This window comes from Rugamonas rubra (assembly GCF_900114705.1).
GTDB lineage: Bacteria > Pseudomonadota > Gammaproteobacteria > Burkholderiales > Burkholderiaceae_D > Rugamonas > Rugamonas rubra.
Genome location: NZ_FOTW01000021.1, coordinates 126,779 through 144,594, shown reverse-complemented (window position 1 = coordinate 144,594; position 17,816 = coordinate 126,779). Strand labels below are relative to the sequence as shown.

Annotated in this window: 12 protein-coding genes; 6 read left to right on the top strand and 6 right to left on the bottom strand. The window is 69.0% G+C overall.

Translation table 11 applies throughout. From position 1 onward, the window contains the following. Positions 1-28: 28 nt before the first annotated feature. Positions 29-1,633, bottom strand: a complete 1,605-nt coding sequence (locus BM252_RS21360) for a methyl-accepting chemotaxis protein (protein ID WP_093389687.1) — start codon at positions 1,631-1,633, stop codon at positions 29-31. Between the two features lie 259 nt (positions 1,634-1,892). Next, on the bottom strand, positions 1,893-3,308 hold the full coding sequence (locus BM252_RS21355; protein ID WP_093389686.1) for an amidase: 1,416 nt from the start codon (positions 3,306-3,308) through the stop codon (positions 1,893-1,895). A 135-nt stretch (positions 3,309-3,443) separates the two neighbouring features. Between BM252_RS21355 and BM252_RS21350 the strand changes: the two genes are divergently transcribed. Beyond that, on the top strand, positions 3,444-6,881 hold the full coding sequence (locus BM252_RS21350; RefSeq protein WP_093389685.1) for a response regulator: 3,438 nt from the start codon (positions 3,444-3,446) through the stop codon (positions 6,879-6,881). Between the two features lie 165 nt (positions 6,882-7,046). On the opposite strand, the gene BM252_RS21345 is transcribed toward BM252_RS21350, so the two are convergent. Then, the gene (locus tag BM252_RS21345) at positions 7,047-7,811 is read right to left on the bottom strand and encodes a carbonic anhydrase (protein WP_093389684.1); all 765 of its coding nucleotides are present in this window, start codon (positions 7,809-7,811) and stop codon (positions 7,047-7,049) included. Between the two features lie 366 nt (positions 7,812-8,177). On the opposite strand from BM252_RS21345, the gene BM252_RS21340 reads away from it, so the two are divergent. The 5 genes from BM252_RS21340 to BM252_RS21320 all read left to right on the top strand — a co-directional run bounded on the left by BM252_RS21340 (position 8,178) and on the right by BM252_RS21320 (position 15,565). Continuing rightward, complete coding sequence (locus BM252_RS21340; RefSeq protein ID WP_093389683.1) at positions 8,178-9,248, top strand: ABC transporter substrate-binding protein; 1,071 nt, start codon at positions 8,178-8,180, stop codon at positions 9,246-9,248. A 92-nt stretch (positions 9,249-9,340) separates the two neighbouring features. Further along, positions 9,341-9,700 carry a hypothetical protein gene (locus BM252_RS21335; protein ID WP_093389682.1) on the top strand — a complete coding sequence of 120 codons (360 nt, stop codon included), beginning with the start codon at positions 9,341-9,343 and terminating at the stop codon, positions 9,698-9,700. 112 nt (positions 9,701-9,812) lie between these two features. Then, positions 9,813-11,135 (top strand): TolC family protein, encoded by a 1,323-nt coding sequence (locus BM252_RS21330; protein ID WP_093389681.1) that lies wholly within the window; start codon positions 9,813-9,815, stop codon positions 11,133-11,135. Then, the gene (locus tag BM252_RS21325; RefSeq protein ID WP_093389680.1) at positions 11,132-12,385 is read left to right on the top strand and encodes an efflux RND transporter periplasmic adaptor subunit; all 1,254 of its coding nucleotides are present in this window, start codon (positions 11,132-11,134) and stop codon (positions 12,383-12,385) included. The genes BM252_RS21330 and BM252_RS21325 overlap by 4 nt, the downstream gene beginning before the upstream one ends. Positions 12,386-12,397: 12 nt before the next feature. Next, complete coding sequence (locus tag BM252_RS21320; protein WP_093389679.1) at positions 12,398-15,565, top strand: CusA/CzcA family heavy metal efflux RND transporter; 3,168 nt, start codon at positions 12,398-12,400, stop codon at positions 15,563-15,565. 15 nt (positions 15,566-15,580) lie between these two features. Here the strand turns inward: BM252_RS21320 and BM252_RS21315 are convergent, their stop codons facing one another. Genes BM252_RS21315 through BM252_RS21305 form a run of 3 tightly spaced genes read right to left on the bottom strand, consistent with a single transcriptional unit; the run spans position 15,581 to position 17,805 of the window. Further along, complete coding sequence (locus tag BM252_RS21315) at positions 15,581-16,732, bottom strand: nitroreductase family protein (RefSeq protein ID WP_093389678.1); 1,152 nt, start codon at positions 16,730-16,732, stop codon at positions 15,581-15,583. Positions 16,733-16,741: 9 nt separating this feature from the next. Beyond that, complete coding sequence (locus BM252_RS21310) at positions 16,742-17,488, bottom strand: 4'-phosphopantetheinyl transferase family protein (RefSeq protein ID WP_174900613.1); 747 nt, start codon at positions 17,486-17,488, stop codon at positions 16,742-16,744. After that, a complete protein-coding gene (locus BM252_RS21305) occupies positions 17,485-17,805 on the bottom strand; it encodes a RedY protein (protein WP_093389676.1) in 321 nt (106 codons plus the stop codon). Before BM252_RS21305 ends, BM252_RS21310 begins: the two co-directional genes overlap by 4 nt. Between the last annotated feature and the right edge of the window lie 11 nt (positions 17,806-17,816).

Sequence of the window (17,816 nt, the reverse complement as noted above, 5' to 3'; positions counted from 1 at the left end):
AGTTCAAAACCATCGCTCTGGATGATAGCTAGCGACCGTTGCCTAAGCGCCGCGCGCCGCTTGGCGGCGCCGCCCTGTGCTCCTTGAGTTTGAACACGGCCAGCGCCTGCATCAGCTTGTTGGCCTGCAAGGCCAGGCCGGCCGTCGCGGCGGCGGCCTGTTCGACCAGCGCGGCGTTCTGCTGGGTCACGTCGTCGAGCTGGGTCACCGCTTGGTTGACTTGGGCGATGCCGGCGCCCTGCTCGGCCGAGGCGGTGGCGATCTCGCTCATGACCTGCTTGACGTCCTTGATCGAGGCAATGATGTCCTGCATGGTGCCGCCGGCGTTGTTGGCCATCTGCGTGCCGGCCTTGACCTTCTCGGCCGAAATGTCGATCAACTGCTTGATCTCGCGCGCCGCCGCCGCCGAGCGCTGCGCCAGGCTGCGCACCTCGGTGGCGACGACGGCGAAGCCACGGCCCTGCTCGCCGGCCCGAGCCGCCTCGACCGCCGCGTTCAGCGCCAAAATATTGGTCTGGAAGGCGATGCCGTCGATGATGCCGATGATGTCGGAAATCCTGCCCGACGAGGCGCTCATGTCGGCGATGGTTTCGATCACCTTGACGACGATCTGGCCGCCGTTCTCGGCGATCGAGGTGGCGTCGTTGGCCATGATGTTGGCCTGGGTGGCGTGGCTGGTGTTCTGTGTCACGGTCGAGGCGAGCTGTTCCATGCTCGAGGCGGTCTGCTCCAGCGCCGCGGCCTGCGCCTCGGTACGCGCCGACAGGTCCAGGTTGCCGGTGGCGATCTCGCGGGTGGCACTCTGCATCTGAACGAAGTTGCCGCGCACGTCGCCGATGATGCTGTGCAGGTTGACGCCGAGCTGGCGCAGCGAGCGCAGCAGTTGGCCGATCTCGTCGCTGCGCTCGGTGTGGATATCGGCGCGCAGGTCGCCGCCGGCCATCGCCTGGATGCTGTTCAGCGCCCCTTGCAAGGGTGCGACGATGCTCTGCACCAGGAAATACCAGAGCGCCAGCACGCCGAGCATGGCGGCGGCGGCCAGGCCGCCCAGCCAGCCGGCCGACGACGACGTGGCGGCAGCGCCGAGGATGGCCAGCGTGGCCAGCAACAGGGACATAGCCAGGCCGATGCGGCGACGCAGCGACAGTCCGGCCAGCGCGGCGAGGCCGGCGCGCCAACCGGTGGCGACGGCACGGCCCTGGCGGATCGCCAGGCGCTTGGGGTTGCCTGCGCGGATTTCGCGGTACAGCTGGTCGGCGGCGGCCACCTGCTCGCGGCTCGGCTTGGTGCGCACCGACATGTAGCCGACCGGGCGGCCGTGCTCCATGGTCGGGGTGACGTTCGCCATGACCCAGTAGAAGTCGCCGTTCTTGCAGCGGTTCTTCACCAGGCCGGTCCACGGCAGGCCGGACTTGATGGTGGCCCACAGGTCGGCGAAGGCCTCCTGCGGCATGTCCGGGTGGCGCAGGATGTTCTGCGGCGCGCCGAGCAACTCCTCCTCCGTGTAGCCGCTGACTTCGATGAAGTAGGGGTTGGCGTAGGTGATGTTGCCCTGCAGGTCGGTGGTCGAGACGATGGTCTGGCCATCGTCCAGCACGTACTCGTGGTTGCTAACCGGGTTGTTCAAACGCACTGGGTTCTTCCTCTCTGAGGCGCCAAATCAATACTCAAAGAAGATTAGGCGCCACGCATGCATTCCGGTGGAGAAAACGACATCTCAGTGTATTGTGGCAGGTATTATCGGGGCCGTCTTCTGCAGAGCGGCTATAGGGGGGAAATAGTATTTCCATTCGGCACTATTATACTTCATTTGCGAAATAGTTCCGTTTGGTTTTCGCTTTTGACGATACCAATAAACAATATAATTGCTCAGGGGAAATTCTCCCCATTCCCTAGTTCAGCGCGGCCTCGACGGCGGCGGCGGCGTCGAACAGATGGCCCTCGGCGCCGGGCGCGCAGGCCAGCATCACGCTGGGTGCCAGCCCGCTGGCCGGGTCGGCGTGGCGCCAGGCGGGCACGGCAATGGCCGGCAGGTCGCAGTAGTTGCAGAAGGTGATGGGCGTCATCAAGCCGTTCGGGCCGGGCCGCAGGGTCTTGCGGTTCATGCCGCCATGTTTGGGCGCCAGCAGGCCCAGCGTGGGCAGCAGCAGGATGCCGTCGGCACCGAGCAGGCCGCGATAGTGCGCCCGCGCCGCCTCGAAGGTGGCGACCAGGCGGGCCAGCTGGGCGGCGCCGCGCGGCTTGATGAACTGGCCCAAGGTGGCGCCCTGCAACATCCACATGAACAGGCCGGGGTCGATGCTGGCGCGGCCGGTGAGCTGGCGCAGCGCCTCGCCCCAGACGTTGAAGCGGCCCGCCTGCGATGTGCTGAGCAGCGCCTGCCAGGATGGCGCGGCGTCGTGCAAGATCATCGACGGCATGCGGAAGAACAGTTTGCCGACGTCGCCGAAGGACGCCGCCTCGGGCCGCATGCCGGCCAGGCCCAGCGCGCTCTGCGCCGCCGCCAGGGCGGCATCGATGCAGGGGCTGTCGTTTTTGTACGGAAAGCTCGCCGGGCCGATCAGGCGCAGGCCGGCCAGCGGCGCGGGCGGCGCCGGCGCGCGCTCGGCGATCACCTGGTAGACCATTCTGGCGTCGCGCACGCTGCGGGTGATCGGACCGATGCCCAGCCAGCTGGCGCTGTGGCCGTCGATTTGCGGCCAGGTGCCGGCGCCGTCGACGGCGCCCGAGGCCGGTTTGAAGCCGACCAGGCCGCAGAAGGCCGCCGGGATGCGGATCGAACCGAGGATGTCCGAACCGAGGCCGAAGGCGCTGGCGCCGGAGCCGACCAGCACGCCCTCGCCGCCGCTCGAGCCGCCGGCCACGCGGCTGGGGTCGAGCGGGTTGTTGCTGCGGCCGTAGCGCGGGTTGCTGGTCTCGCCGGTCATGGCGAACTCGGGCACGTTGCTGCGCGCCATGACGATGGCGCCGGCGCCGCGCAGCTTGGCGACCACGGCGGCGTCGACCGCCTGCGGCTGCGGCGTCATGCGGCGCGAGCCGGCGGTGATGCTGTGGCCGGCGATGCCGAAGGTTTCCTTGACCGAGCACGGCAGACCGGCCAGCGGCCCCGGCCGGGCTTGCCGCAGCGCCTCGGCGGCCTCCTCGCGCAACACCTGGGTGGCGCCGTTGAGCGCGCCCTGGGTGGCGTCGAGCCGGGCCAGATGCTGGCGCAACAACTCGGCGGCGCTGCGCTCGCCCCGCTCCAACAGCTGTTTCAGGGCGGTGGCGTCGGGTATGGCGGGGCGCTGCGGGATGGGGGGCGGCGTCATCGATTCTTGTCCAGATGAAAGATTAAAGGTGCAACAAGTATATGCCAAGCGTGTGGCGGCGCCGCCAAAACAAGGGATTACAAATCCTTCCAGCAATGTTAATGTGTACCTCACCCCCCCCCACTGCCCTCGAACATGACCGTCGACACCTTGCGCAAGTTAAGCAAACTGTTCGCCCTGCTGGTGGCCGCCGTCCTCGCCGTGCTGGTGTTGGTGAGCGCCTTCGTGCTGCACAATCTGTACCAGAGCCAGCAGCGCTACCAGGGCAACGCCGAGGATACCTCGCGCAACCTGGCCATTTCGCTGGAAAACTTCCTACATTCGCACTTCCAGGAGGTGGACCTGGCGATGCGCCGCGCCGCCAGCGAGTTCCGCACCCTGCACAGCGAGCGGCGCTTCGACGACGCCACCTTCAGCGCCTTCCTGCGCGGCCTGAAGGAGCGCCTGCCGCAGGCCGACGCGGTGCGCGGCTCGGACCGCGACGGCCGCGTCATCTACGGCGAGAAGATCGACCTGGCCAATCCGCAAAACCTGTCGATCCGCGAGTTCTACCAACGCAGCAAGACCGAGCGCGAGCTGGTGTTCGGCGTGCCGGTCAAGTCGCGCATCTCGGGCGAGTGGGTGTTCCCGCTGATGTACGCGTTGACACTGCCGGACGGCGGCTTCGGCGGCACCGCCTATGTCAACCTGAACAATTCGCGCATCACCGAGCTGTTCTCCTCGCTCAACGTGGGCGAGCACGGCGTCATCATCCTGATCGACCAACAGCGCCGCGTGCTGCACCGCTATCCCGAGTCCAGCGCGATGCAGACCGGCAGCCAGGTGGCGCTGTCGGCCGAGACCGGCGGCATCCTGGCGAGCGGCCAGCGGCGCGCCACCTACAGCGCGGTCAGCGTGCGCGACGGCCGCGAGCGCGTGGTCAGCGTCGAGCGCATCGGCGGCTACCCGATCTTCGTGGTGGTGGGCCTGGCCAACCAGGACTTCCTGACGCCCTGGCGCAAGGAGGCGCGCGACGACGCCATCTTCCTGGCCGCCCTGTACGTGCTGGCCGGCGGCCTGCTGCTGGGGGTGCGCGCCGCACTGCGCCGGCAGGGCCAGGCCTTGCAGCAGTTGCTGCAGAAGGACCAGGCGCTGCAGGGTTCGCTGGCGGCGCTGACCCAGTCGGAGCAGCGCTGGCGCTCGCTCACCGAGGGCCTGCCGCAGATGGTCTGGACGCTGACGCCGCAACGCCGCTTCGAGTTCCTCAGCCACCACTGGCAGGACTTCACCGGCATCGACACGGTCACGCTGCTGGCCGGCGCCGCCTGGTTCGACATCCTGCACGCCGACGACCGCGGCCGCATCGACGCCGCCTGGGCCGCCGCCCTGGCGGCCGGCGGCGAGTTCCGCTGCGACTGCCGGCTGCGCCGCGCCGACGGCGCCTGGCGCGTGTTCGACCACCACGCGCTGCCGCAGCGCGACCCGGCCGGACGGCTGCTGTGCTGGGTCGGCAGCAGCACCGACATCACGGCGGCGCGCGAGGCGCACGTCCAGCTGTCGCAGGCCAAGGACGCGGCGCTGGCGGCCGGCCGCGCCAAGAGCGAGTTCGTGGCCAACATGAGCCACGAGATCCGCACGCCGATGAACGCCGTGCTGGGCATGCTGCAACTGCTGCAACAGACCGCGCTGGCGCCGCGCCAGCAGGACTACGCGGTGAAGGCCGAGGCGGCGGCGCGTTCGCTGCTCAGCCTGCTCAACGACATCCTCGACTTCTCCAAGGTCGAGGCCGGCAAGCTGACGCTCGACTGCCACCCGTTCAGCGTCGACAAGCTGCTGCGCGACCTGTCGGTGATCCTCTCGGCCAACATCGGCGACAAGGACGTCGAGGTGCTGTTCCAGATCGACCCGGCGCTGCCCAAGTGGGTCAGCGGCGACGCGCTGCGGCTGCAACAGATCCTGCTCAACCTGAGCGGCAACGCCATCAAGTTCACCGCCCACGGCGAGGTGCTGCTGTCGGTGCGCCTGCTGGCGCGCGACGAGGCCGGCCTGCGGCTGGCCTTCAGCATCCGCGACACCGGCATCGGCATCTCGGCCGAGCAGTGCGAGCGCATCTTCGAGGGCTTCTCGCAGGCCGAGGCCTCGACCGCGCGGCGCTACGGCGGCAGCGGCCTGGGCCTGGCCATCAGCCAGCGCCTGGTGCGCCTGATGGGCGGCGAGCTCAGCGTGGACAGCACGCCCGGCCTGGGCAGCGTGTTCGAGTTCGTCGTGGTGCTGCAGCCGGCCGCCACGCCGGCCGCGCTGCTGGCCGATCCGACCCTGCTGCAGCAGCTAGACTGCCTGGTGGTCGACGACAACCCGAGCGCGCGCCAGGTGCTGGCCGAGATGGCGCAGTCCTTCGGCTGGCTGGTCGAGACCGCCGCCGACGGCGCCGCCGCGCTGGCCGCGCTGGCGCGGCGCGGCCCGGCGCGGCCCTACGACGTGATCTTCGTCGACTGGCGCATGCCGCAGCTCGACGGCTGGGACACCGCCGTGCGGCTGCGCCAAATGCTGCCGGCCGGCGCCGGCCCGCTGATCATCATGGTGACCGCCTACGACCGCGAGATGCTGGCGCAAAAACAACACGATCAACCCGTCCAGCATGAAGCGGCCGGCGCCACGCTGGACGGCGTGCTGGTCAAGCCGGTGACCGCCTCGATGCTGTTCGACGCCGTGGCCGACGCCAAACTGGGCCAACGCCGCAGCGCGCCGGCCGCCACCGCGGCGGCCCAGCCGGCGCCTTCCCGGCGCCGCCTGGACGGCCTGCGCCTGCTGCTGGTCGAGGACAACCCGGCCAACCAGCAGGTGGCGCGCGAACTGCTCGGCTACGAGGGCGCCGAGGTGGCGCTGGCCAACTGCGGCCAGGCCGCCATCGACGCGGTGCGCGACGGCGCGCCGCCCGACCTGATCCTGATGGACATCCAGATGCCGGACATGGACGGCTACCACGCCACCCGCGCCATCCGCGCCCTGCTGGGCTGGCGCACCCCGCCCATCGTCGCCATGACGGCCAACGCCCTGGCCAGCGACCGCGCCGCCGCGCTGGCCGCCGGCATGGTCGACCATGTCGGCAAGCCCTTCGACCTGGACCAACTGGTCGCCGTCATCCTGGCCCACGGACCGGACGGCGCCGGTGGCGGCGACGCTAGCGGCGCAGGCGGCAGCGACGCCGCCGGCGGACCGGCCGCGCCGAGGGAGGTCGCCGTGCTGAACGGCGGCGCCGCGTTGAAGCGCATGGGCGGCCTGAGCCAGCTGTATCTGTTGGCCCTGCGCGACTTCGCCGGCGAGGCCGGCCGCATCGGCGCGCTGCTGCTCGGCGCCATCGAGCGGCAGGACCTGGCGGCGGCGCGGCCGCTGCTGCACGTGCTCAAGGGTCTGGCCGGCACGGTCGGCGCCGAACAGTTGGCCGGCTTGGCGGCGGCGGCCGAAACGGCCGCCGTGCCGGACGGCTGGGTCGCGCTGGGCTCGGTGTTGGCGGCGATACCGCCCGCGCTGGGGGCGATCGAGCAGTTGGCCGCCGAGCTCGAGGGCGCCGCCGCGTCCGGCGCGGCGGGCTAGCAGCGCCCTGGCCAAGCACCTGCGCTCCGCCCTGGAGCTGGAACGGGACGACTGGACCTCGTTCAAGCTGGAATTCCACAACGAGGTGCAGCTGTCATGAATGCAGTCGGGCGGGGCGCCCCGCACGCGCCTGGGCGGCGCGGGCGCGGGCGTCGATCGGCTGGCCTACTGGCTCTGCTGCAGGCTGCGCCCGTTGAGCGCCTGCACCGGCCGCGCGTTCATCGGATACAGCTTGCGGAAGGCGGCCAGCTGGCCCTTGGACATCTGCACCGGCTGCTTCATCACCTGCCAGCGCACGCCCTCGCTGCACGGCGGCGTGGTCAGCGAGCCCATGAAGGCGTAGTAGCCCTGCGCCGGCGGCAGCAGGTCGGCCGGGTTGAGCGGCTCGGCCAGCTCGGCCTTGGCGTCGGCCTGCTTGGGCATGCTGGCGAAGACCTTCTTCAGCACCGGGTTCTCCCTGCCCTCGCTAAACAGCACGGCCACCACGGCCAGCTGGCCCTCGGCGTTCTTGTGCACCATGTGGGCCACCAGCGGATAGGCCTTGCCGTTGACCTTTTCCTCGCTCGGCGTGTGGAAGTGGAATTGCAGCAGCTTGTAGTCGGAACCGCCCAGCTTGGCGCTGTTGCCGTCGCCGACGTTGACCTGGATGGTGTGGCCGTTGTTGACCACCTCGGCGCGGCCGGCGGCGTAGCTGAAGCCCAGCGCCGGCAGCTCGGCCTTGGCGGCGTCGCGGATGTCGATCGGCGACTGCTCCCTGCCCAGCTTGCAGGAGGCGAAGTCCGGCTGCAGCTCGCTCCAGTGGGCCGGGTCGGCGTGGCCGCTGTAGCTCCAGTGGGCTGGCTTGCCCTCGTGCTTGTCGGCGCTCAGGGCAGGAGTGGCGTAGGCGCATGCGAACAGGGCGAGCGCGGCGGGAATGACGAGTTTTTTCATGGCTATCTCCTGGCGTTTCTGTAGGATTTTTCTGCGGGGTGCGCGGCCGTTTCCGAGGCGGCCAGCCATGGTAGCAAAGCGGCGACTGGCGATTCTCACCAAATCCCACATCGGCCGGCAATGCCGCCCGTTTTGTGGCGGAAATGACGCACCGCCGCCAAGCAGCACCGCAGCCGCGCCGCCGCGCCCGGCGGGACGGCGCCGGCTTGGCCCGCCAGACGTGCCGATTGGCTCGCCAGGGCTAGTCGCACCTTGCCTTAGTTGCATGTTTGTCTGGTCTAATCAACACAACGGCCGCCGGCGCGCTCCACCAAGGCGACGCCGCGTCCGGCCTCCCGCCCACCGCTTAGAACAACTCGGACAACCATGCAAAAAATCGCCGCAATCTGCACATTGGCGTTCGCCGCCCTCCCCGCCCTGGCCTTCGAACCGCTGGCCGCCGACACGATGGAGGACACCCGTACCTTCAAGATCGAGGTGCTGCAGGTGACCGACATCGAGCCCTTTCAGGAATCGCTGGACGGCTTCCTGGCCGCGCTGCGCAGCAACGAACTGATCGAGGGCAAGAACCTGAGCGTGCACCGCGTCAAGATCGATTTCGACATGGAAAAAGGCGGCTTTTGGAGCCGGCTCGGCGTGCTGCTGCGCATACGCAACGAGGCGGCCCGCATCGTCGAGGCCAAGCCCGACCTGGTGCTGACCATCGGCACGCCGGCCACCAAATACGCCCGTGGCATCGTCGAGGACGCGCACATTCCGCTGGTGTTTACCGCCGTGGCCAATCCGCAGGACGCCGGCTGCGTCTCGCTGAGCGACGCCGGCCCGGGCGTGACCGGCTCCACGCTGTACAGCAACATGGCCGAGTCGGTGAAGGTGGTGCAGCAGTTGTTCCCCGAGGTGAGGCGGATCGGCATGGTGCACACCGACGACGAGAACGGTGTCGCCCACGTCGCCGCCGCCGTCAGCAGCGCCGGCCAGGCCGGCATGGCGGTGAGTTCGCGCCTGGTCAGCAAGAACGACAGCATCGTGCCGACGCTCAAGTCGCTGTACAACCAGGGCCAGGGCGTGCAGATGTTCGCCGTGCCGCTGGACACCTATTACGGCCTGCACCGCTACGAGGCGGCCACCGACCTGGGCGACTTCGGCGCCGCCCACCAGTTGCCGGTGGTCACCTTGGCCATGGTGCGGGTGCCGGGCGCGGTGCTGTATGTCGGCTCCGACTTCACGCAGGTGGGCAATCTTGCCGGCATCCAGGCCAGCAAGATCCTCAAGCGCCGCACCAAGCCGGACGTGCTGCCTATCCTGCGGCAGGAGACGCCGACCGTGCTGATCGACCCGGAGCGCGCCGCCGCGCTGCACATCGCCCTGCCCTCGGCCTTCCTGGCGCACAAGAGCGTGGGCAAGAACGGCTTTTGGCAAATCGATTTGGCCAAGTAAGGCGGCCAGCGCCGACTTAGGATGGCCTTAAGCGCGGCGCCGACCGGTCGGCAACGTGGCGCGGCGGCGACAATGCGGCTACAATCTCGCCCATGCGCCGTTTCCTGATCATTTTGCTGTTGCTGATCCTACCGTGCCAGGTCACCCTGGCGGCGGTGGACCTGTGCTGCGGCTTCGATCGGACCACGCGCCACCAGCCCTGCTCCGTCGAGGCGCAGGAACAATTGGACCTGAGCCTGGACCTGTCCAAACAGCACAGCAGCGTCAATTCGCCGATCGACGCCCATTGCGCCTTGTGCTTCCTGGGCAGCATTTGCATCATGTCCGCCCCGGCCGTGCGCAAGCTGGCGCAGCAGCCGGAAGACAGCGCCGCCGTCGCCTCGGCGCGCGTCCATTTCGCCTCCCACGCCTCGCCGCGCCCCGAACGGCCGCAATGGCAGCCTGCCGTCTGACCCGGCAAGCGGCCCCACCTCCCTGATGTTGTTACTGTCGCCACAGCTGTAGAGCCGTGCGCGCACGGTCCGCTGTGCCGGATTCCCTCGTCTGTCATACACGGAGAATTCGATGCAAACAGTATTCTGGCCCCTGGGCTTGGCGACCATGCTCGCCTTGCCGGCGGCCGCACAGGGCGCCAACGCGCCCACCCCAACTTCGCCGCCGACGCTGCTGTCGGCGCCCCCAAACACCGCCCCGGCCGCGCCGCCGGCCACGGCCGGCAGCGTGCTCGGCCTGGCCGACGCCTTGGCGCTGGCCTTGCGCGCCAGCCCCGAGCTGGCCGCAGCCGCGCATGAGCTCGGCGCCGCCGACGGCGCGCTGCGCCAGGCCGGCGCGGCGCGCAACCCCGAGCTGTCGCTGTTGGTCGAGGACCAGCAGGCGGCCACCCGCAGCACCACGCTGCAATGGAGCCAGCCGCTGGAACTGGGCGGCAAGCGCGCCGCCCGTGTCGCCGTCGCCGCGCTGGGCCGCGACGGCGCCGACGCCGCCCTGGCCGCCCGTCGTGCCAACGTGGCCGGCGCCGTCATGGCCGACTTCGCCCAGGTACAACTGGCGCAGGAGCGCTCGCGCCTGGCTCTGGCGACGCTGGAACTGGCGCGCCAGGCCAGCGCGGCCGCCGCCAAGCGTGTCGCCGCCGGCAAAATTTCGCCGGTGGAGGAAAGCAAGGCCCGCGTGGCCGAGGCCGGCGTCCGCCTGGAGCTGAGCCAAGCCAAGGCCGAGCTGCTGCGGGCGCGCGGCAAGCTGGCCGCCAACTGGGGCGCGACGACAGCGCCGTTCGCCAGCGTCGAGACGGCCATGGCGGAACCGGCGCCGCTGCCCACGCTGGCGCAGTTGACGGCGCGGCTGGAACGGGCGCCGCAAATGGCGCGGGCGCGCAGCGAGTTGGCGCGCAGCCAGGCCGAGCTGCGCCTGGAAAAGGCGCGCCGCACGCCGGACGTGACGCTGCTGCTGGGCGCCAAGCGCAATGCCGAGCTGGGCCGCAACCAGGCGATATTCGGCCTGTCCGTGCCGCTGCCGCTGTTCGACAGCAACCAAGGCAATGTGCAGGCCGCCGCCAGCCGCAGCGAACAGGCGCGCAGCGAACTGGACGCCACCGCCGTGCGCCTGCACGGCCAGTTGCAGGCGGCGCACGGCAGTTGGAGCGGCGCCACCGAACAGGCGCAGCTATACCGCGACGAGATCCTGCCCGGCGCCAGCAGCGCCTATGCCGCCGCCGTCAAGGGCTTCGAGTTCGGCAAGTTCAGCTTCCTCGAAGTGCTGGACGCCCAGCGCACCCTGTTCGACGCCCAGAGCGGCTACCTGCGCGCCCTGACCGACATCCGCCTGGCCTACGCCGACCTGCATGGTCTGCTGGGCGGCGCCCCCGATACCCCGACTGCGGAGCAGCCATGAAATTCTCACCATCAATCAACAAGAAACAAACCACGGCCATCGCCGCCATTGCCGCCGCCACCGTCGTACTGGGCAGTTTGATTTTGTGGGGCGGCAAGTCCGCGCCCGCCGCCGGGCTGGAGCACGACGACCACCAGGCCGAGGCCGCCGCGCCGCAACTGGTGGGCGGCAAGGTCGCGCTGAGCGAGGCGCAGATCAAGGCGGCCGGCATCACGCTGGCCAGCGCCGCACCGGCCAGCATCGTCGCCAGCGTGCAGCTGCAGGGCGAGGTGCGCATGAACGAGGAGCGCAGCGCGCACATCGTGCCGCGCGTGGCCGGCATGGTCGAGAGCGTGGCCGTCAGCCTGGGCCAGCAGGTCAAGCGCGGCCAGGTGCTGGCCGTCATCAACAGCGGCACGGTGGCCGATTTGCGCGGCGACAGCCTGACGGCGCAGCGCCGTTTGGAGTTGGCGCGCAGCACCCTGGCCCGCGAGCAGCAGTTGTGGGAGCAAAAGATTTCGGCCGAGCAGGACTACTTGCAGGCGCGCCAAGCGCTACGCGAGGCCGAGATCAACGCCCTGAGCAGCCGGCAAAAGCTGGCCGCGCTGGGCGTCGACGAGGCGGCCGGCGCCGCTGGCGGGCTGAACCGCTACAGCGTGCGCGCGCCCTTCGACGCCACCGTGGTCGAGCGCCGGCTCAGCGCCGGCGTGCCGGTCAAGGAGGACGCCGACGTGCTGACCCTGTCCGACCTGGGCACGCTGTGGTTGGACGTCGCCGTGCCGGCGCGCGACTTGGCGACGGTGAAGCCGGGCGCGACGGTCGAGGTGGCCCTGCCGGCCGCCACCACCGCCAGCTCCACCGCGCCGGGCCGCGCCGCCGAAGGCGCCGACGCCGCCACCGTGGCGCACGGCAAGGTGGCCTACGTCAGCGCCCTGCTCGGCGAGCAGACGCGCACGGCGACCGCGCGTATCCTGCTGGCCAATCCGCAGGGCCGTTGGCGCCCTGGACAGTTCGCCACGGTGACGGTGAACGCCGCGCCGGTGGCGGCGCCGGTGGCGGTGGCGCTGAGCGCGCTGCAAACCGTCGAGAACCGCCAGGTGGTGTTCGTGCGCACGGCCGAGGGCTTCGTCGCCCAGCCGGTGGTGACGGGCGCCAGCGACGGCAAGCTGATCCACATTGTTTCCGGCCTGTCGGCGGGCGCCAAGTACGCGGCGGTCGGCAGCTTCCTCATCAAGTCGGAGCAAGGCAAATCCGACGAAGCCGGCCATTGAGAGGAATGATCCATGTTTGAACGCATAATTGACTTTTCCATCGCCCGGCGCTGGCTGGTGCTGCTGCTGGTGCTGGTCATGGCCGCCGCCGGCGTCTACAACTACCAGCGCCTGCCGATCGACGCCGTGCCCGACATCACCAACGTGCAGGTGCAGATCAACAGCGCCGCGCCCGGCTACTCGCCGCTCGAGGCCGAGCAGCGCATCACGCTGCCGATCGAGACGGCGATGGCCGGCCTGCCCCATTTGGAACAGACCCGCTCGCTGTCGCGCTACGGCCTGTCGCAGGTGACGGTGATCTTCAAGGACGGCACCGACCTGTACTTCGCCCGCCAGCTGGTCAACGAGCGGCTGCAACAGGCGCGCAACGCGCTGCCGGCCGGCGTGTCGCCGACGCTGGCGCCGGTCTCGACCGGCCTGGGCGAGATCTACTTCTGGACCGTGGAGGCGCGCGACGGCGCCCGCAAGGCCGACGGCACGCCGTACAGCCCGACCGACCTGCGCGAGATCCAGGACTGGATCATCAAGCCGCAGCTGCGCAACGTGCCCGGCGTGACCGAGATCAACACCATCGGCGGCTACGCCAAGGAGTACCAGATCGCCCCGCTGCCGGAACGGCTGGCGGCGCACGGCCTGGCGCTGGCCGACCTGCTGGCGGCGGTCGAGCGCAACAACGGCACGGTCGGCGCCGGCTACATCGAGAAGCGCGGCGAGCAATTGCTGGTGCGCGCGCCGGGACAGCTGAGCTCGCTTGAGGAGCTGCGCAACGTGGTGGTCGGCAACAACGACGGCGCGGTGCTGCGCCTGCGCGACGTGGCCGAAGTGACGCTGGGGCGCGAGCTGCGTAGCGGCGCCGCCACCGAGAACGGCCGCGAGGTGGTGCTGGGCACCGTCTTCATGCTGCTTGGCGAGAACAGCCGCACCGTCTCGTCCGCCGTGGACAAGAAGATGGTGGAAATCAACCGCAGCCTGCCGCCGGGCGTCTACGCGCCCACCGTGTACAACCGCACGGTGCTGGTCGACAAGGCCATCGCCACCGTGCGCAACAACCTGCTGGAGGGCGCGGTGCTGGTGGTGGCCGTGCTGTTCCTGTTCCTCGGCAACATGCGCGCGGCGCTGATCACCGCGCTGGTGATCCCGCTGGCGATGCTGTTCACCTTCAGCGGCATGGTCGGCAACCACGTCAGCGCCAACCTGATGAGCCTGGGCGCGCTGGACTTCGGCATCATCATCGACGGCGCCGTCGTCATCGTCGAGAACTGCGTGCGCCGCCTGGCCCACGCGCAGGAAAAGCTGGGGCGGCCGCTGACCTTGGCCGAGCGCCTCGACGAGGTGCGCGGCGCCGCCCGCGAGGCCCGCCGGCCGCTGCTGTTCGGCCAGTTCATCATCATGATCGTCTATCTGCCGATGTTCGCGCTGAGCGGGGTCGAGGGGCGCATGTTCCAGCCGATGGCCTACACCGTGGTGATCGCCCTGGTCGGCGCGATGATTTTGTCGCTGACCTTCGTGCCGGCCGCCGTCGCCCTGTTCATCGGCGAACGCGTGGCGGAGAAGGAGAACGGCCTGATGCGCCGCGCCCGCCGCCTGTACGCGCCGGTGCTCGAGGCCATGCTGGCCAATCCGGCGGTGGTGCTGAGCGGCGCCGCCGCCACGGTGCTGCTGTCGGCGCTGCTGGTGACGCGGCTGGGCAGCGAGTTCGTGCCCAGCCTGAACGAGGGCGACTTGGCGGTGATGACGCTGCGCGTGCCCGGCACCAGCCTGAGCCAGTCGGTCGCCATGCAGCAGCAGTTGGAGCAGACGCTGGTGCGCCAGTTCCCCGAGATCGACCGCATGTTCGCCCGCATCGGCACGGCCGAGGTGGCCACCGACCCGATGCCGCCCAACGCCGCCGACAGCTACATCATGCTCAAACCACAGTCGCAATGGCCCGAGCCACGGCGCACGCGCGACGAGCTGATCGCAGCCATCGAGGAGGCCGCCAACAAGCTGCCGGGCAACAGCTACGAGTTCTCGCAGCCGATCCAGCTGCGCTTCAACGAGCTGATCTCCGGCGTGCGCAGCGATGTCGCGCTCAAGCTGTACGGCGACGACCTGGAGCAGCTGCAGCAGACCGCCGGCAAGATGGCCGCCGTGTTGCAGGACATTCCCGGCGCCGCCGAGGTGAAGGTCGAGCAGACCAGCGGCCTGCCGATGCTGACCATGCGGGTCGACCGCGAACGCGCCGCCCGCTACGGCCTGGCCATGGCCGAGGTGCAACAACTGCTGGCGGTGGCGGTGGGCGGGCGCGAGGCCGGCGTGGTGTTCGAGGGCGACCGTCGCTTCAACATCGTGGTGCGCCTTCCGGAAAACCTGCGCAACGACATCGACGCCTTGAAGCGCCTGCCGTTGCCGCTGCCGCCGGGCGCCGACGGCGTGCGCCGCAGCATCCCGCTGGCCGAGGTGGCCGAGTTCGACCTGGCGCCGCAGCCGAACCAGGTGAGCCGTGAGAACGGCAAGCGCCGCGTGGTCGTTTCGGCCAACGTGCGCGGCCGCGACATGGGCTCCTTCGTCGCCGAGGCGCAGCGCCTGGTGGCGCAGAAGGTGCCGGCGCCGCCCGGCTACTGGACCGAATGGGGCGGCCAGTTCGACAACCTGCAGTCAGCCGCCAGCCGCCTGCAGCTGGTGGTGCCGGCCGCGCTGTTGCTGGTGCTGCTGCTGTTGTTCGCCATGTTCAACAATGTGCGCGACGGCCTGCTGGTGTTCACCGGCATCCCCTTCGCGCTGACCGGCGGCCTGGCGGCGCTGTGGCTGCGCGGCCTGCCGCTGTCGATCTCGGCGGCGGTCGGCTTCATCGCCCTGTCCGGCGTGGCGGTGCTCAACGGCCTGGTGCTGATCGCCATCATCCGCGGCCTGCGCGAGCAGGGCCGCACGCTCGACCAAGCGATCCGCGAGGGCGCCCTGACCCGCCTGCGGCCGGTGCTGATGACGGCGCTGGTGGCGGCGCTGGGCTTCGTGCCGATGGCCGTGGCGCTGGGCACCGGCGCCGAGGTGCAGCGGCCGCTGGCGACGGTGGTGATCGGCGGCATCCTGTCGTCGACGCTGCTGACGCTGCTGGTGTTGCCGGTGCTGTACCGCTTGGCGCACGCAAGGATGGCGGCGGCCCAGCCGGCAGCGGCGCCGCTGCGGGCCGGTCCGGCCTAACTTGTGGCTGGAGGATCAGACTGTCTCGCCGTGGGTTTCAATGATGGCGGCGAGCGGCCTACGCAGGCATTCGCCGTGCCGCTGCCTGATCGCGCCGAGGCGCGCGAAGAAAACGATGCGCCGGTCGCCGCCGGCCAGGCGCTGCAATTCGCCGCGCGCCCGGTCGTGCTGCAGCATCACGCTGAGCGGGTGCAGCGCAAGTCCGAGCCGCTGCGCGTTCAGCCACACTTCCATCAGGCGCGCGCCGGCCTGGACCATCACCGTCGATGCAACGTCGTCCGACGGCAGGCTACACAACAGCAGTTGCGCTGAGTCCTCAACCAGCGCCGCCAGTTGCGCCGCCATGTTGTGCGGCACGCGCACGATGCGCAGCACTTGCATGACCTCCGGCGCCAGCACACATTGCATGATGCGCGTACGCAACGGCGACATCGGTCCCATCAGGCTATGCAGATAAAAACCGTCCTCGGCCGGCTTGCGCGGATCGAAATGCAGGTAGCGGTAGGTTTCCTTCCATGCGCGGTAGCTGGAGAAGTCCAGCGCCGCGAACTGCCGTACCAAACCGGCGGCACGGGCAATGAAGGCCGGGCTGCGTTCCACCCGGATATGCAGTTGGTCCCCGGTCAGCTGTTCCGGCCAGTTCCGTTCCAGCAATTGCGCGAGCACCATGTCACTGCAACTGCCCTCGGCAAACGGCGCGCGATGAGTACGGCGCTGCCGGACGCTGTCTTGCAACCCGGCGAATGCCGTGGCATCTGGAACGTGCTGCGGCCGCAGAGCAAGCAACACCAGGCCCCGGCAGCCATACCGTTGTTCCAGCGATTGCAAGAACGGCATGGCTGCCGGGGCCTGCGTATCCAGCATATCCAGCCAGTGCCAGTTGCAGTGAAAGCCCAGCGCATCGAAGGCCGCGCTCAACAAGCCGAGGAACATGCCGCAACTGAGCTGCATTTCCAGCGTAAGACTGGGTAGTGCTCTCAACGTACGCTGGCGATCGATGCCCAGCAGCAGCAACTGCTCGTGCTCCGGCCAAGCATGTGCCGGCAACAGTTGCGCCCGCATCCGCCTGTCTTCGATGTGCACCAGCTTCCATGGCTGGCAGTTGTGCGAAGACGGCGCCTGGCGCGCAATGTCGACTGCTTGTAGCAGGTTTTCTTCAAATTCCATAGACGTCCCTTAGCCGTGCCCGTGTGACACGCACTGTCCTACCAGCGCCAGTGCGTAATCATCGATCAGCCCGCCGTAGCCGCTAAGCTGCGATCCTTGCCTGCTCGGCAACTGTGCCACTAGGCGCGGCGACAGGCGCCATGACAAGTGGCCGTCGCAGCCGATTGCTTCCAGCTCGATGTCGGCAAACCAGCCGAATATGCTTTTCCCGTGTGCCTTCATGAAGGCTTCCTTGAAGGCCCAGACCGCAGTACAGACGCCATCGCCGCCGGCGGCGCTGAAGCGCAGTTCATGCGCCGTAAATGCCATCTCGCGTGCTGCATCCGGAAACGGCCTCACACGCTCTATATCAATGCCGACCGGATAAGCACTGGCCGCAGCCACCGCATATCCTTGCGAATGGCTGATGCTGACATGGAAACCGGCAGCCTCCGGCTGGCCGCGATTGTGTTCGGCACTGCTGTTGCCGATGACCAGCCCATGCAACGGCGATTCGGCACCGGCCTGCGCATGCAGATGCTGCAATGCGGCCTTAGCGGCGACGCGCCCGGCCATCCATTCGCGGCGCCGCTTGGCCAGCCGCAATCCGTGCAGCCGCTCGCGCTCGGTATTGCCAAACATGCGTGCGAGGTAAACATGATCATTTTCGCGCCGCGCTACCGCTTCGACCGACACTGCGCTGACAACGCAGTCACCGATGCCCACTGTGCAAGGCGTTTCCGTCTGAGGCAACATGATTGCGGCAATGCCGCTCATGCAGGCGCCCGGTAACCGGCGCCGAGCTGCGTGCCGGCGACTTCCTCCACCACTTCCGCCATCGTGGAAAAGCATTCCACCAGCCGCGCGAAGCTCGCGCTGCCCATGTCGCGCTTGAATGCCTCGTTGCTGCTCACCTTGATTACCTCGATATAGTGGAACGGCGCATCATGCGCGCTACTGACGCGGCACACGTCGAAACTGCGCACACTCGGCAACTCCGGACAGGTCGCATAGTCGGTGTCCAGTACCCAGTTTTCGAAAGCCTGCGCATGGCCGATGTCAAGCAGGCGGATTTTATGGACGATCGATTGCATGTGAGACTCCC

Coding starts and splice junctions, on each gene's coding strand:
- BM252_RS21325 (WP_093389680.1), top strand. CDS start 11,132: ATGAAATTCTCACCATCAATCAACAAGAAACAAACCACGGCCATCGCC.
- BM252_RS21355 (WP_093389686.1), bottom strand. CDS start 3,308: ATGACGCCGCCCCCCATCCCGCAGCGCCCCGCCATACCCGACGCCACC.
- BM252_RS21335 (WP_093389682.1), top strand. CDS start 9,341: ATGCGCCGTTTCCTGATCATTTTGCTGTTGCTGATCCTACCGTGCCAG.
- BM252_RS21305 (WP_093389676.1), bottom strand. CDS start 17,805: ATGCAATCGATCGTCCATAAAATCCGCCTGCTTGACATCGGCCATGCG.
- BM252_RS21340 (WP_093389683.1), top strand. CDS start 8,178: ATGCAAAAAATCGCCGCAATCTGCACATTGGCGTTCGCCGCCCTCCCC.
- BM252_RS21310 (WP_174900613.1), bottom strand. CDS start 17,488: ATGAGCGGCATTGCCGCAATCATGTTGCCTCAGACGGAAACGCCTTGC.
- BM252_RS21315 (WP_093389678.1), bottom strand. CDS start 16,732: ATGGAATTTGAAGAAAACCTGCTACAAGCAGTCGACATTGCGCGCCAG.
- BM252_RS21345 (WP_093389684.1), bottom strand. CDS start 7,811: ATGAAAAAACTCGTCATTCCCGCCGCGCTCGCCCTGTTCGCATGCGCC.
- BM252_RS21330 (WP_093389681.1), top strand. CDS start 9,813: ATGCAAACAGTATTCTGGCCCCTGGGCTTGGCGACCATGCTCGCCTTG.
- BM252_RS21350 (WP_093389685.1), top strand. CDS start 3,444: ATGACCGTCGACACCTTGCGCAAGTTAAGCAAACTGTTCGCCCTGCTG.
- BM252_RS21320 (WP_093389679.1), top strand. CDS start 12,398: ATGTTTGAACGCATAATTGACTTTTCCATCGCCCGGCGCTGGCTGGTG.